The organism is Roseivirga ehrenbergii (assembly GCF_001593005.1).
GTDB lineage: Bacteria > Bacteroidota > Bacteroidia > Cytophagales > Cyclobacteriaceae > Roseivirga > Roseivirga ehrenbergii.
On the sequence record NZ_LQZQ01000001.1, the window covers coordinates 318,081 to 332,052 of the forward strand.

At 38.7% G+C, this 13,972-nt stretch carries 12 protein-coding genes; 6 read left to right on the plus strand and 6 right to left on the minus strand.

Features of this window, described 5'->3' with window-relative positions:
- Positions 1-5 precede the first annotated feature (5 nt).
- The 5 genes from MB14_RS01450 (at position 6) to MB14_RS01470 (ending at position 5,941) form a co-directional block, all read left to right on the plus strand.
- Positions 6-2,588: a tetratricopeptide repeat protein gene (locus MB14_RS01450; RefSeq protein ID WP_062587923.1), complete on the plus strand. Its 2,583-nt coding sequence runs from the start codon at positions 6-8 to the stop codon at positions 2,586-2,588.
- Between the two features lie 185 nt (positions 2,589-2,773).
- Complete coding sequence (locus MB14_RS01455) at positions 2,774-3,526, plus strand: ABC transporter ATP-binding protein (protein WP_062587925.1); 753 nt, start codon at positions 2,774-2,776, stop codon at positions 3,524-3,526.
- 7 nt (positions 3,527-3,533) lie between these two features.
- Positions 3,534-4,088 (plus strand): cob(I)yrinic acid a,c-diamide adenosyltransferase, encoded by a 555-nt coding sequence (locus MB14_RS01460; protein WP_062587927.1) that lies wholly within the window; start codon positions 3,534-3,536, stop codon positions 4,086-4,088.
- Positions 4,089-4,327: 239 nt separating this feature from the next.
- The gene (locus MB14_RS01465) at positions 4,328-5,392 is read left to right on the plus strand and encodes a branched-chain amino acid aminotransferase (RefSeq protein WP_062587929.1); all 1,065 of its coding nucleotides are present in this window, start codon (positions 4,328-4,330) and stop codon (positions 5,390-5,392) included.
- A gap of 42 nt (positions 5,393-5,434) precedes the next feature.
- Positions 5,435-5,941, plus strand: a complete 507-nt coding sequence (locus MB14_RS01470; RefSeq protein ID WP_062587931.1) for a hypothetical protein — start codon at positions 5,435-5,437, stop codon at positions 5,939-5,941.
- Position 5,942: 1 nt separating this feature from the next.
- Here the strand turns inward: MB14_RS01470 and MB14_RS01475 are convergent, their stop codons facing one another.
- The 6 genes from MB14_RS01475 to MB14_RS01500 form a co-directional block, all read right to left on the minus strand.
- Complete coding sequence (locus MB14_RS01475) at positions 5,943-8,300, minus strand: TonB-dependent receptor (RefSeq protein WP_062587934.1); 2,358 nt, start codon at positions 8,298-8,300, stop codon at positions 5,943-5,945.
- A gap of 9 nt (positions 8,301-8,309) precedes the next feature.
- Positions 8,310-9,017: an RluA family pseudouridine synthase gene (locus MB14_RS01480; RefSeq protein ID WP_062587937.1), complete on the minus strand. Its 708-nt coding sequence runs from the start codon at positions 9,015-9,017 to the stop codon at positions 8,310-8,312.
- A 26-nt stretch (positions 9,018-9,043) separates the two neighbouring features.
- Positions 9,044-10,132 (minus strand): sensor histidine kinase, encoded by a 1,089-nt coding sequence (locus tag MB14_RS01485; protein WP_062587939.1) that lies wholly within the window; start codon positions 10,130-10,132, stop codon positions 9,044-9,046.
- A 2-nt stretch (positions 10,133-10,134) separates the two neighbouring features.
- A complete protein-coding gene (locus MB14_RS01490; RefSeq protein WP_062587941.1) occupies positions 10,135-10,821 on the minus strand; it encodes a response regulator transcription factor in 687 nt (228 codons plus the stop codon).
- Positions 10,822-10,903: 82 nt separating this feature from the next.
- Entirely contained in the window at positions 10,904-11,713 is an 810-nt protein-coding gene (locus tag MB14_RS01495) for a DUF3108 domain-containing protein (RefSeq protein WP_157716526.1), read from the minus strand.
- 47 nt (positions 11,714-11,760) lie between these two features.
- Entirely contained in the window at positions 11,761-12,795 is a 1,035-nt protein-coding gene (locus tag MB14_RS01500; RefSeq protein WP_062587945.1) for an aminopeptidase, read from the minus strand.
- Positions 12,796-12,904: 109 nt separating this feature from the next.
- Here MB14_RS01500 and recA point away from each other — a divergent pair, with 109 nt between their 5' ends.
- Positions 12,905-13,933, plus strand: a complete 1,029-nt coding sequence (recA, locus tag MB14_RS01505) for a recombinase RecA (protein WP_062587947.1) — start codon at positions 12,905-12,907, stop codon at positions 13,931-13,933.
- Positions 13,934-13,972: the final 39 nt, after the last annotated feature.

Below are 13,972 nucleotides of genomic sequence, written 5' to 3' on the forward strand. Positions count from 1 at the left end.
CACCCTTGGAAAATCAAAAGAGGCACCTTCTTATTAAGTATTTTAGCCTTTTCAATTGGGCTACTGTAACCATTGCCGGATTACTGCTGCTTTCTACTTTTTTTATAGGCGATAGTTTGGTTTTACCATGGATTACCGATACAGAATACGTTAAATCACCCCTGTTTTTAGAGTACTTTTCAATTAACGGAAAGCCAATGGGTTTTGAGCTTGATCAAATCTTAATTTGGCAGCAATTTAAAACAGGACGTTACCTTTTTCTAGAATGGCCTGAATATTTACTTTTTGCATTAACACTTATTGGTTTTGTAATTTGTACAGTAACCATTACCTATTTGGAGCGCTTCTGGTACTTGGTCTGCGCAGGAATTTTGGTATTTATATCTATTAATTTTGGCTTAGACGAACTGGCCATAGGCAATCAGTACTTCGGATACGCCTTTATTGGAGGCCTTTTGCTCTTGAGCTACTATTTCCAAAGCATTAAAACCAATATTGGTTTTGCAACAAGGCTAATTTCTATACTCATTCTTATAAGTAGTTTTACCCTTGCAGCCGCTCTTCTTTCACCAGTACCAAGCCCTACACTAGTTTGGTTTTCTTATGGCATACTTGCTCCGCTTATATTAGCAGCGTTGTTCATTTTCTTTGTGGCTGGAGATAACTTTTTCTACCTCTTTAAGATTGCCACACAAAATGCACCTTCTGGCAAAAACGCATTAATCCATTTCTTAATGATTGGCGCTGTATATATCCTCGTGCTTGCCTTATTATTCTTGAATCTTACGGGTCAGATTTCATTAAATATCATCCTGATTAACCCTTACACAATTCTTTTCGTCTCGGTAATCTCGGGTTATTTCGTTTTACAAACCAAGCTAGCGGTTGTAGAATCACAAATTCCCATTCTGTTGATTAAGAAATTGCTTTACCCTGCCTTGGCCGCCATCTCATTGGCGGTAATAGCCTATGCTGAAATCACTGCTAACGACTCATTGACATTGGCCATTAAAATGACAATTGTAGCCTCGCACTTAGCTTTCGCTGTGGTGTACTATGTGTATTGCTTCATGAATTTCACCCCTGCTTTATTGGCAAATGCTCCCGCCTGGAAATCCTTTTTTAGAGGCGAAAGAGCTCCATTATTGACGGCTAGACTAGGAGTTATTTTCTTTCTGGTAGGGGTATTATTCTATTTAAACTATCGCCCCTATTACCAAATCAAAGCAGGGCAATACAATACTTTAGGAGCGCTGGCTGAAAAAGTTGAAAATGATTTATTGGCTGAACAATACTACAAGCAATCGTTGTTTTATGATTACTACGGAGTTAGGGCAAACTATGGCTTGGCCATGATTGAAAAAGCCAACGGAAATCCTGCTCAGGCCACTAAAAGATTTAAAGAGGCCATTTTAAGAAGTGAAAACCATAAACCAGCATTAGGCTTGGCTAGGTTTTATTCTGATCAGGATCAACTCTTCAATAAATTACTTTCCTTAAAAGAGATAGAAAACGGGCCCGATGACCAAAGAGTTCTTAATAACCTAGCCATAGCACATTATGAATTCGGCCATTTAGATACAGCTTTACTACTGTTGGAAAAGGCATATCAAAACAAACCTACTCCCGAAAACACCAGTAATTTTCTGGCTTTAGATTTATCCATAAAGAATAACCTTGATATCGATTCGGTTTTACAAAGCACAGCTCATTTTGAAGATATTCATACACTTACCAACCGTCAAGCATTTGCAAACTCAGTTGACATAAAGCCTGAATTAAAGCTAAAAACACCAACCGACTCCTTCTTATTACTCGATGAACTTTACTATTTGTATAACGCTGCGCTCAACTCAAAAACGAGCAACAAAGAACTTATCGAGACTTTCGATAGATACATTGCCTACCCAAGAAACATAGCCATAAAGGATTACCTCATGTTAGGGAAGGTAGTCCAACTTTATAATTCTGGCGAAGTGAACGAAACCTTTAACTTATTAGATGAGCTCATTGCTTCCTATGGCCAAAATACGGGGCTTTACAGTTACATGAAAGCCATTTGGGCATACCAACAGGGTGCCTATGAACTCAGCTTCGTGTTTCTGGGCGAGGCACAATCCTATAATTTCGACAGAAACATTATTTCTACTACCTATTCAGATTTTCTAGCAAAAACCGTTGATCAACCCTCTTCCGGCCTTCTGCAAAAATGGAAAACATATGAGAGTGAAAGAGAAAACCTGAATCAGGAAGAAAGAAAAGCATTCTTATTCGACATAGCCCGCCAGAACAGCTTTGATGAGGAAGGAACTCTAAAGGCAGTTGACTCACTTAGAGTTATGGACACTACCACTCCCCTAGAAATCTATGAATTACTTCAGGAAGCAATATCCGTCAATAAAAGAAGTGTACTCTTATATGAAGCCTACATTTATCAAACCTTAGAGGTAGGGCTCCCATTTTTTGGTAAATCTGCTTTAGAAACGCTATCTAGGTTTACGAATGAAGAGGAGTTTGAGAGGATTAAAAATCAATTTGAGCAAAAGGAAAAACTAATTCAGCAAAGGGCTTTAAACCTAAACGACTGAAAATGACTCGCCAATAAACCCTTCAATCCATTTGAGTATCCGCTCAAGGAATAAATATTGTTAGCCGCTCTAGATTGCGTTGTTTTGTTTGTTGATTCCCAACAGAAATCGAGTCGGGATTAAACTTTTGATTATTTTTTTAGTCTTGATTTAAACTTTATTGAACATACATCCGTCATACGAATATGAAAACAGTAATCAGTACAACAGATTTATCTAGAATCTATCAAATGGGAAGCGAAACTATTCGCGCCCTAAAATCGGTAACCATTGAAATCAAGCAAGGAGAATATGTTTCTTTCATGGGGCCGTCTGGTTCTGGTAAATCAACTTTGATGAACATGATCGGCTGTCTTGATACACCTTCTGGTGGACGCTATGTTCTGAACGGGATGGACGTAAGTGACATGACCGAAAATGAATTGGCAGAAGTTCGAAACAAAGAAATTGGGTTCGTTTTCCAAACGTTCAACCTTTTACCACGTGCTAGTTCATTAGAAAACGTTGCGCTTCCTTTAATTTATGCTGGCTATAGCAAAGCAGAAAGAGAAGAAAAAGCATTAGCCGCTCTTGACGGTGTTGGTTTGAAAGATAGAGCACATCACAGGCCTAATGAACTTTCAGGAGGGCAGCGTCAAAGAGTTGCAATTGCAAGAGCGTTAGTAAACAACCCTTCAATCCTTTTGGCCGATGAGCCAACTGGTAACTTGGATACCAAGACTTCTTATGACATTATGGACTTGTTTGCCAACCTACACGACAAAGGCAACACCATTATCATGGTAACACACGAAGACGATATTGCTCAATATTCTCACAGAATTATTAGAATGAGAGATGGTTTGGTTGAAACTGACACAATCAACGAAAGCCCTACAAGAGGTAATCCTATGAAAGAAGCAGCTGCTAAGGCCGCAGCAGAAGCAGCTGCTCATTAATTGAATTGTGAAAATTTATACAAAAACAGGAGATTCAGGCACCACCTCATTATTGGGTGGTGCTCGTGTTTCTAAGGCACATCTCCGAATCGAAGCATACGGAACGGTAGACGAACTCAACTCATTCTTGGGTGTACTGAGAGATCAGCCCGTGAATGAAAAAAGACTCGATCTTTTAAAAGAAATTCAAGACAGGCTCTTCACGCTAGGAGCCGAACTGGCCACAGAACCAGGGAAAGACAAAGTGGTAAAACCCGACCTTCTTCCTTCAGACATTGAGTTGCTTGAAAACGAAATGGACGAGATGGAAAAGCATCTTGAGCCATTAAAGAATTTCATTCTTCCTGGTGGTCATCCATCAGTTTCATTCGCCCATGTAGCTCGTTGCGTTTGCCGAAGAGCCGAGCGTATTTGCATTGCCCTGAATGACGAATCACCCGTGGACGGTTTAGTGATTCAGTACCTCAATCGCCTTTCAGATTTCTTTTTTATGTTGGGAAGGAAAATGGCACAAGAGCTTGGTATTGAAGAAGTAAAGTGGGAGCCTAGAAAAATCAAGTAAGTATTTACCAATTAAATAACCCTACTCATCATTCTGAGAATACTTAGAATGACAGATTTCTTATTAGAAGACATCTACATTTACTGAAACAATATTCTTAAATAATTTATTTTACGAAATATTATACTGAATTCAGAAGTCGTAATTCTCGTATTTAGAATATCTCACGGTTTCAACTTGTTTGCTCAAACCCTGAAGTTTCGTAAATTTGAATTCATTTCCCCTTAACCCATCGGTACATGACAGATACAATTGATATTTCGATAAACAAGGTAAACCAATCAAATATTGGCACTCTTGACGTTCACAATATCCCATTTGCGAAGATTTATTCTGACCATATGTTTGAAGCGGACTACAGGGACGGGGAATGGAAAAACTTCAGAATTGTACCTTATCAAAACATTTCAATAAGCCCAGCAAATAACACTTTGCACTATGCTATTACAGTTTTTGAAGGCATGAAAGCTTACAAAAATGACGCTGGTGAAGTATTGCTTTTCAGACCAGAGGCCAATGCGAAAAGGTTGAATATTTCTGCAGAAAGAATGTGTATTCCTGAATTGCCCGAAGAGCTTTTCATGGAGGCTTTAACAACCTTAATTAAACTTGACAGCCAATGGGTGCCATCAGTACCTGGCACTTCTTTATACATTCGTCCTTTCATTTTCGCAACAGACGAATATATCGGAATTAGACCTTCTGACACTTTCAAGTTTATGATTATTACTTGTCCGGTAGGCGCTTATTATTCTGCCCCTGTCAATGTAAAAATTGAAACGAAATTTTCTAGAGCTATGCCTGGTGGAACTGGCTTTGCTAAAGCAGGTGGAAACTATGCTGCCAGCCTTTATCCAGCTAAACTAGCCAAAGCTCAAGGTTTTGATCAACTGATTTGGACAGATGCCGAAACACACGAGTACATTGAAGAATCAGGTACCATGAACGTAATGTTCATTATTGACAATACAATTATTACTGCACCAGCCAGCGGCACTATTCTTAAAGGAATTACTAGAGACAGTGTATTGACCCTGGCTCGCGATTGGGGCATGAAGGTAGAAGAGCGTAAGGTAACAGTGAAAGAAGTGGTTGAGGCAGCTAAAAACGGCACTCTTCAAGAAGCTTTTGGTGTAGGTACTGCCGCTACTATTGCTCATATAGCCCGCATTGGTTTCGAAGATGAAGTTTACGATTTGGGGCCAATCGAAGAAAGAGAGTTTTCAAATAAAGTACTTTTCGAACTAGATAGAATTAAAACAGGTAAGGCAGAAGATAAATTTAATTGGATGCTAAAGGTTTAATTTAACATTCCTTAACCAGTTTTTTTCTTTAATTGCAGGCCTATGAAAGCAAAATGGCCATTCCTTATAATATGCCTTTTACTTCTGTCTGAGGCAGCCTTCTCTCAAACCTACCTTGTAGTGAGAAAGAAAGGTTCGATGCGTAAATACGAGTACTTTGTAGGCTCTAAGATTGTGTACAAACAGAAGGGTCAAGAGGTATTCTTTACCGACCGAATTACAGAATTTGCAGACAGCACTTTAGTTTTAGATAACAATATTCTTCATACAAGCCAAATTACAGAGATTGACGTAAGAGGTGCTGAATCTAATCGCTCAAAATTTCTAGGCGCATCCGAAACATTATTACCCACGGTAGGGATTGGACTGATGGCCATTGATTTGTTTAATCATACCGTTGTAGACGGTCAAAAATTCTCTCTTGACCGCAGCACTACAACGACAGCAGGCATACTCATGCTCACAGGATATACCATGAAGATTGCTAGAAGAAAAAAAGTAGACCTCACTAACCCCAAGTTTGAAGTCTACATTGTTGGGTTAAAATAGGCTAAAAGTCAATCACTATTCCAAAAGTGGGTATGGTAGAACCATTATTGGTATCGGGAGTTTCAATCAGGTTTCGCGGCATAATCACTTCACCGTTATCGTCTAAGTCAAGACCGTATTGAGGAGATTGAGGCAATCTACTCCCTAACAGATTGGTTACTTCAATAAACAAGTTCAATGACCATTTACTGTAATTCCATTTCTTATCAATTCTTACATCCAAAGAGTTGTAAGCCCTTAGGCGTTCATTGCCAAGCCTATCGTAATCGTTTATAATAGTGGGGTATGAATCTTCCGTTGCCTCTATATCTACAGGCACAAAAGGTGCTCTACCCAAAAAACGGTTTCGGATACCTAGTTCCCAATTGTTATTAAGCTTATAACCACCAGTAAAGGTCAATAAATGACGGTTATCCCATAATGCAGGGCGATAACCCGTATCATTCAAGTCAGTATATTCACTCCAAAACAGCGTATAGGCCAAAATGCCGTAGAATCGTTTGTTCAGCTTTTGCTGATATAAAAACTCCGCACCATAAGCACGCCCCTTCCCGATGCTAGAAATATTCTCACTTCCAAACACCTCAAAGTCACCGCCCAAATTAGCCAAAGAAACTCCATCTCTGATGGATACAGGATAATTTGCATAGCGTTTGTAGAAGCCTTCAATCGTAAATCGGGTAGATAGCCTTGGTAAATACTCCAAACCCAATACATAATGGTCTGTTCGAATGTAGTCGGCATCTTGATTCACCAACTCACCTGCATTATTCTGGAAACCCAAAATGGTGTATGGAGGGATTTTAAAATAGCGCCCAGTGGCAGCGTTCAATGTGAATTTTTCCGACAAACGATAAGCTAAGGATAGTCGAGGCGAAAGATGCGCAATGTTATTAAAGCCATTATCGGTAAACGAATCAGCATCATTCCTAATTCCAAATGAGGCTTCTAACTTATTGTCAAAGAATGCTTTAGCAGCTTGTACAAAAAGCCCATACTTAAAGAAGTCAATCTCAGAATTAAAACTAAGTCCATTATCGTTGTCAAAAGTAGTGTTTTCATAAGCCGACTTTTGAAGGTTCAAGCCATAAGACAAAGACCAATCTCCTAAAAACTTGGTGGCTTCAATCCTTAGTTTTTGTTCGGTTTCTCTAGAGTTATTACTGAACAATAAACCCGTTTCGTTGATATTATCTTGGTACCTCACAAAATCATTGTTCAATACATTTGCGCTTAACGTGGTTCTTAAAAAACCATTATTCATCTTGTGTTTCCAGCTAAACCCTAAAGTTGAAGTCCATTGTTTGATGATGGCAATTTGATCTAAAGTAGCACGCTGTTCTTCAGTAATATCATCTGGAATATTTACGCTAAAATCATCAATAGAACCAACGCCTATCAATGATATTTCATTCTTATCATCAATTTTATGATCGACTTTGTATTGGTAATCCCAGTAATCGGGTAAAAACGGAAGGTCTATCAATTTGAAAAGGAATTGCAGGTAAGATCTTCTAGCAGAAACAATAAAGGTAGTTTTCGCTTGCTCATCTTCTTTTGGCAGTACCAGTGGCCCTTCAAAAGTTAGTGCGGCTTCGCTAGCGCCAAGTCTAAAATTAAGGTTTCTGTTTCGCGAGTTTCCGTTACGCTGATTGAATTGTAGAACTCCAGAAAGGGCATTATCATACTTGGCAGAGAACGAGCTAGTACTCAGTGTTACATCTTCTATAAACGACACATTGAGCAAACCTACCGGTCCACCTGCACTGCCTTGGGTGGCAAAATGATTGATATTAGGAATCTCAACACCATCTAAATAATAGACGTTTTCGCTCGGTGCTCCTCCTCTAATAATAATATCGTTCCGGAAACCTACAGAACCAGAAACACCTGGCAAAGACTGAACTACTTTGGCGATATCGTTATTGCCACCAGGGTATGTAGCTATCTCTTCCCTAGATAAATTCTGAATTGAATTTGGGTTTTCTATCCTTGACGGAAACGGACTTGCCGTAACCACCACTTCGCCCAATTCATCTTGAATCTCTTCGAGTTGAAAAATCAATTCGGCATTACCAGCAGAACGGACAATCACATTGAATTTAACCTGAGGTTGAAAGCCTACAAACCGAGCCTCCACTTTATAGGTTTGTGTGGGCACCTTTTCTATTTTAAAAAAACCATTGGCATCCGTAACCGCACCCAAACTAGTTTCCGCCAAACTTACCGTTGCCCCAACTAAAGGCAGTTGGTCTTTAGCCGAATAAACATAGCCTTGAACTGTTGCTTGTGTTTGACCTAGAAGTTGAATAGAAAAACTTATTCCTAAAAGAAGGAAAGCAAAAAAACCTGATTTCATAATAATCTGTTACCTGTATTTCTTCAGCTGTTTGTATAACACCTGCATATCCTTAGGATAATCTGCTTTGACGGTAATTTGTTCAGAAAAATTATTGAAAGAGAGTGCGTAAGCATGAAGTGCGAAACGCTGTATAATTGGCCTTTCTTCCTCTTCTCTTTTTAAATTGAATTTTTTCTTGAGCTGCGAAAGGTACAACGGCTTTCCACCATACATTTCATCATTAATAATTGGCACCTTTAGAGTGGCTAAATGTATTCTGATTTGGTGCATTCTACCTGTAATAGGCCTGCACTCAATCAGTGAGTTTGATTTGAAATTTTCAAGCGTAGTAAAATAGGTTTCAGCTTCCTTTCCCTTTTCCTTATTAATCACCACAATTCCTTTATCCAAAGGCAAAATTGATAACGCTACTCGCTCTTCCCTGAACTCTGTAAGTCCGTCTACAAAAGCATGGTAAATCTTATTGATGTTTCTTTTCTCAAATTGAATAGAAGCATGGCGATATGCTTCTGCACCCTTGGCCAGCAACAGACAACCAGAAGTATCTTTATCTAGTCTATGACAAACCGAAAGGTGCTCTGAATAGTCCTTAGCAAGCTTTTGAACATTCTTTGGGTCATTCCGATCATCAAGTGAAGCCATATGTGCTGGCTTGTTAATTACCAAAAAATGATCGTTTTCGTAGCAGATTAAATCTTCAAATTTAATTTTCATGGATGGGTAAAGTCTGAATAATGGAATTAATCCTCAGACTCGAATTCGTCATCATCTGTCGAATCTAAGTCTTCTTCTTTCGACAAAGGTAATTTAAAACTGAATGTAGACCCCTTACCAAAGGTACTAATCACCGATACTTTAGAATTATGGGCTTCCATAATGTGTTTCACAATGGCTAAACCTAGCCCTGTACCGCCCTTTCTTCCTTTAGATCTACTTTTTTCTACCCTAAAGAAGCGTTCAAACACTCTCCCTAAATCTTCTGGCGGAATACCCATTCCCGTATCTTTTACCGATACAGTTACATGGCCGCCCGAAGAAACCGTAAAACCAAGGATTATGTCGCCCTCATCTGTGTATTTATTGGCATTCGACACTAAGTTGGTAAGTACACGGTAAATCTTTTCAGAGTCGGCATATACAAAAATCGGATGGTTGTATTCTTGATCGAAACCAATGTAAAGGCCCTTCTTTTCTACTTTGTTTTCAAACTGATCTAAAACCTCATTGGCCATTTCAACAATATCGAAATGCTCAAAGTGCATTTTGGTTTCACCCAGTTCAATTTGAGAGAGTGTTAATAGGTCGTGAATCAGTGCATCTAGGCTGTCCAGACTTTTTGCAGCCCTTTTCAAGAACTTAATCCTTACTTTACTGTCGTCAATAGCGCCATCCAAAAGCGTATGAACAAAACCTTGAGCAGCAAATACTGGAGTCTTTAACTCATGGCTAACATCTGCCAAAAATTCTCTTCTAAATGCCTCAACTTTTTTCAGTTCTTCAATCTCGCGCTGACGACCCGCAGCATAAGTATAAATCTCTTGGTTTATTCTTTTTAGCGGATTAAGATACTTGCGTTCTTCTTCGTCTTCAATAAAAGAAAAGTTTTTTCTACGGATTTTATTGAGCACCTCATAAATTTTACTGATTTCTCTAAAAACCAAAAACTCAAAAGTTATGTAGGTAAAAATATAGCTGGCCGCAAAAGAAATCAGGCCCCCAATAATGAGCGCCTGAATAGGTATTTCTGAAACTAAAGACAGAAACGCTGTGGTAATAAGTCCCACAACGAAAGCCAAAAGCAATGCAACTGCCTTAGAGTTAAAAAGCATTTTTAATTAGATTCAAACTTATAACCCACCCCTTTAACGGTAGTGATATATCCATCTCCAATTTTCTCGCGTACCTTTCTAATGTGTACATCTACCGTTCTGGCCAATACATAAACATCCGTCCCCCAAATGTTCTGCAATAAATCATCACGACTGAAAACTTTGTTTGGATTTTGAGCAAGGAAATAAAGCAATTCGAATTCCTTTTTTGGAAGGGTGAATTGATTATCTAATATGGTTACCGTATAACTGGTTTTATCGATTGTAAGATCTCCAATTGATACTTTTGGAATAGACTTTCCTTTTTTCTCCTTTCTAAAATGAGCACTAATACGGCTCATTAAAGCACGAGGCTTAATAGGCTTGGTAATGTAATCGTCAGCACCTGCATCAAATGCCGCTACTTCAGAATACTCCTCTGCCCTAGCAGTCAAAAAAGTAATATGGGCATTTACCATTTCTGGTAGCTCTCTAATTTGTCTACACGTTTCAACCCCATCTTGGTGGGGCATCATAATGTCTAACAAAACCAATTCTGGCTGAAATGTCTTTGCAATTTGCACTCCCTTTTTGCCGTCTTCAGCTACTTTTACTTCGTAGCCCTCTTTTACAAGGTTGTATTTAAGTAGTTCAAGGATATCCGGATCATCGTCTACCACTAGCACTCGGTGGTTTTGCTTAGCACCCATAATTCAAAAATTAGTATTTACCTCAGTTCGATATGAGCAAATATATCTAAAAAAAAAGAGCCTAATCTTAAAAAAATCAGATTTACTGAACAATTGACAAAGGATGTCGCAGGTTCTTTACACTCTTGACGTCAACTTCTAAATAGCCAACGAATATTTTGGCCTGAAACTTTAATGGGATTTTATTATAGTCATCCGACAGCCAAACCTTCAAAGTGTTATCTTCTTCAAACAGCCCATCCTTTTTCATTATGGGAACAAGGATCAAGGCATTTACTTTTCCTAGTTTGGTTTTCACCACTTCTCTACCCATAAATTTGATACTAAAAGGTTTTTCCTTGTCATCAAAAAACGTGTTGATGGTAATAATTTCCCCTACTTTGATTTTATCAAAATCAATCATCCGTAAATAATAGTAACCACTCACCATGTCTTGCATTTCATCAGTGGTCATGTCGTGCTCAATTTTTTCTTTGAGCTGCCTGCTCTCTTTCTCAAGTTTGGCCACGGTCACTCTCTTATCACTCTGATCGAAATAAAGAATCTCGTTTTTACGGAATCGGCCTTCAGAAATATAGCGGTAGAATTGATGCGGCACAAAACGAGTGGTATCGAAATACGTTCCCCAATTATCGCGCACAGGGGAAAAGAAGTCAAAAATACCCGATGTATTCGCAAAGACATCTATTTTAAAAGTTGGCCTGCCCTTCATTGTATAAATTATGTCACTCACTTTTAGTTGCGCCTCAGCAGCTTTTATAAAGCCAACTGTGGCCTTTAATTCGATTTCTTCACCCGAATTAAAGGGCTTCTCTTTAGCTAAAGGATACCCTTGAGCGGCTAACTGTAAAGAAAAAGTGGTTAAGAAAAGTATTAATAGAAAGTGCTTCATTACATGTTTTATACTCTCTTTGACAAAGGCCATACCAAAAACTCTAATTACAGTGAGGGATACTTTGATTTAAGGTACTCAAGATAACGTTTTAAATCACCGTTGTACTTCAAATTTAATTCGTCTTGCAACACTTGTTGCTGCGAATTATACCTTAAATAAGACATGAAAAAGGTGTTATTCGGCACATATGTCTCGAAAAAGCCTTTATATACTTCCGATTTAAAACCCAGAGTATCAAAGTCGGTTCTAATCTGATCAATTCTATTTTTCTTCAGCTCCTTTTTCTCAGAAATCGGTAAATCTTTGATGGAAGTGTAAAGAGAGTCAAGCGCCTTTGCAGCCTTTAGAATATATGCTTTGAAGAGTTCTTCGTCTGCAATTTCGCTTTGATATTGACTTACCTCAGGAGAATTCTTTCCATATTTTGAACTGAGATACATTATTGCACCTCTATCACCAATGAACGAGGCTAAGTTTTCATTAAAAGTAACCGAGTCTTTAACGAACAAGGTGCCGTGAGTAAGTTCATGAATTAATAAACTGGCCAAATCACCTTCAGATCGATTTAACATGTTTGAAAGAATGGGATCTTTAAACCAGCCCAAGGTTGACCAGCCTCCTGCAGTTCTCACCCCAACATCTAAACTATCTTGCGCTTTAATTTCATTGGCCAAATCCACTGCTTTTTGTCGGTCGAAAAAGCCCTTATAAGGAAAACTACCTACAATTGGGAACTTCCATGTTTTAGGTGTGAAACTGTAAGGGTCGCAAGCGGTAACCACATACATAGACGCCTTGCCTTGTTGGTCAAATATTTCAGTATAGTTTTCTGAGTAATTGATTCCAAGTGAATCGAAAGCGAAAGACCTGATTTGATTTACCAAAAGTGCCTTCTGCCTAAGAGAATCAGGGGTTTGTGGATTGTCAATAAATTCATCGAGCGGAACAGTGTTATTTACTACATGTAATTGGCCTTTCAATTGAAATAAGCCATATCTGATCAACTGAAAATTCCATACACAAAAAACAATGATCAATGCGATCACTCCTAAACCAATCCTTTTTAGCCACTTCTTCATACCAAATAATCATACGAAAATAAGCCTTATTTATTAAAAAGTTGGGTTGTGAATTGAAAGCATTCCCACTATCTTCACAAACTATTCTGAACAAAATACCCAATCAATAATGAGTGATAAGTCTGAAAAATTAAAAGCATTACAGTTAACCATAGATAAACTCGAGAAGTCATACGGGAAGGGTGCTGTAATGAAACTGAGTGATGAAAAGGTGGTTGATTTACCTTCTATTTCAACTGGTTCTTTGGGGCTAGATATAGCCCTTGGCATTGGAGGAATTCCTCGTGGTAGAGTAGTTGAAGTATATGGCCCAGAATCGTCTGGTAAAACTACCCTTTCAATGCACTGTATTGCAGAAGCGCAAAAAAAAGGAGGACTTGCTGCTTTTATTGACGCGGAACATGCCTTTGACAAAGCTTATGCTGAAAAGCTGGGCATTGATACTGAAAACCTACTGATTTCGCAGCCAGACAATGGAGAGCAAGCTTTAGAAATTGCTGAACACCTTATTCGTTCTGGCGCAATAGATATTATTGTTATTGACTCCGTGGCCGCTTTGGTTCCTAAGGCAGAACTTGAAGGCGAAATGGGTGATAGCAAGATGGGGCTTCAAGCCAGATTGATGTCTCAAGCATTGCGAAAACTAACGGGAGCAATTAACAAAACAGGTTGCTGCTGTATTTTCATTAACCAATTAAGAGAGAAAATTGGGGTAATGTTCGGAAACCCAGAAACGACTACGGGTGGTAACGCGCTTAAATTCTACGCTTCTGTAAGACTTGATATTAGAAGAATTGGGCAGATTAAAGAAAGTGCCGATAATATTCTAGGGAACAGAACTAGGGTTAAGGTAGTGAAGAACAAAGTAGCGCCTCCGTTCAAAGTAGTGGAATTCGACATTATGTACGGCCAAGGAATTTCTAAGGCTGGTGAAATTATCGACATAGGCGTAGAAATGGAGATTGTTAAAAAGGCAGGCTCTTGGTTCTCTTATAATGGAGAAAAACTTGGACAAGGCCGTGACTCTGTTAAAGCCTTAATCGAGGATAATCCAGAGTTAATGGACGAGCTAGAAAGAAAAATCAAAGCTAGAATCAATGGTGAAGATGTAGAGGAAACTGCTCCAACAAAAAAATAACATCAGAAAACTAAAAGTAAAAAGGCCGAACTGCATCTT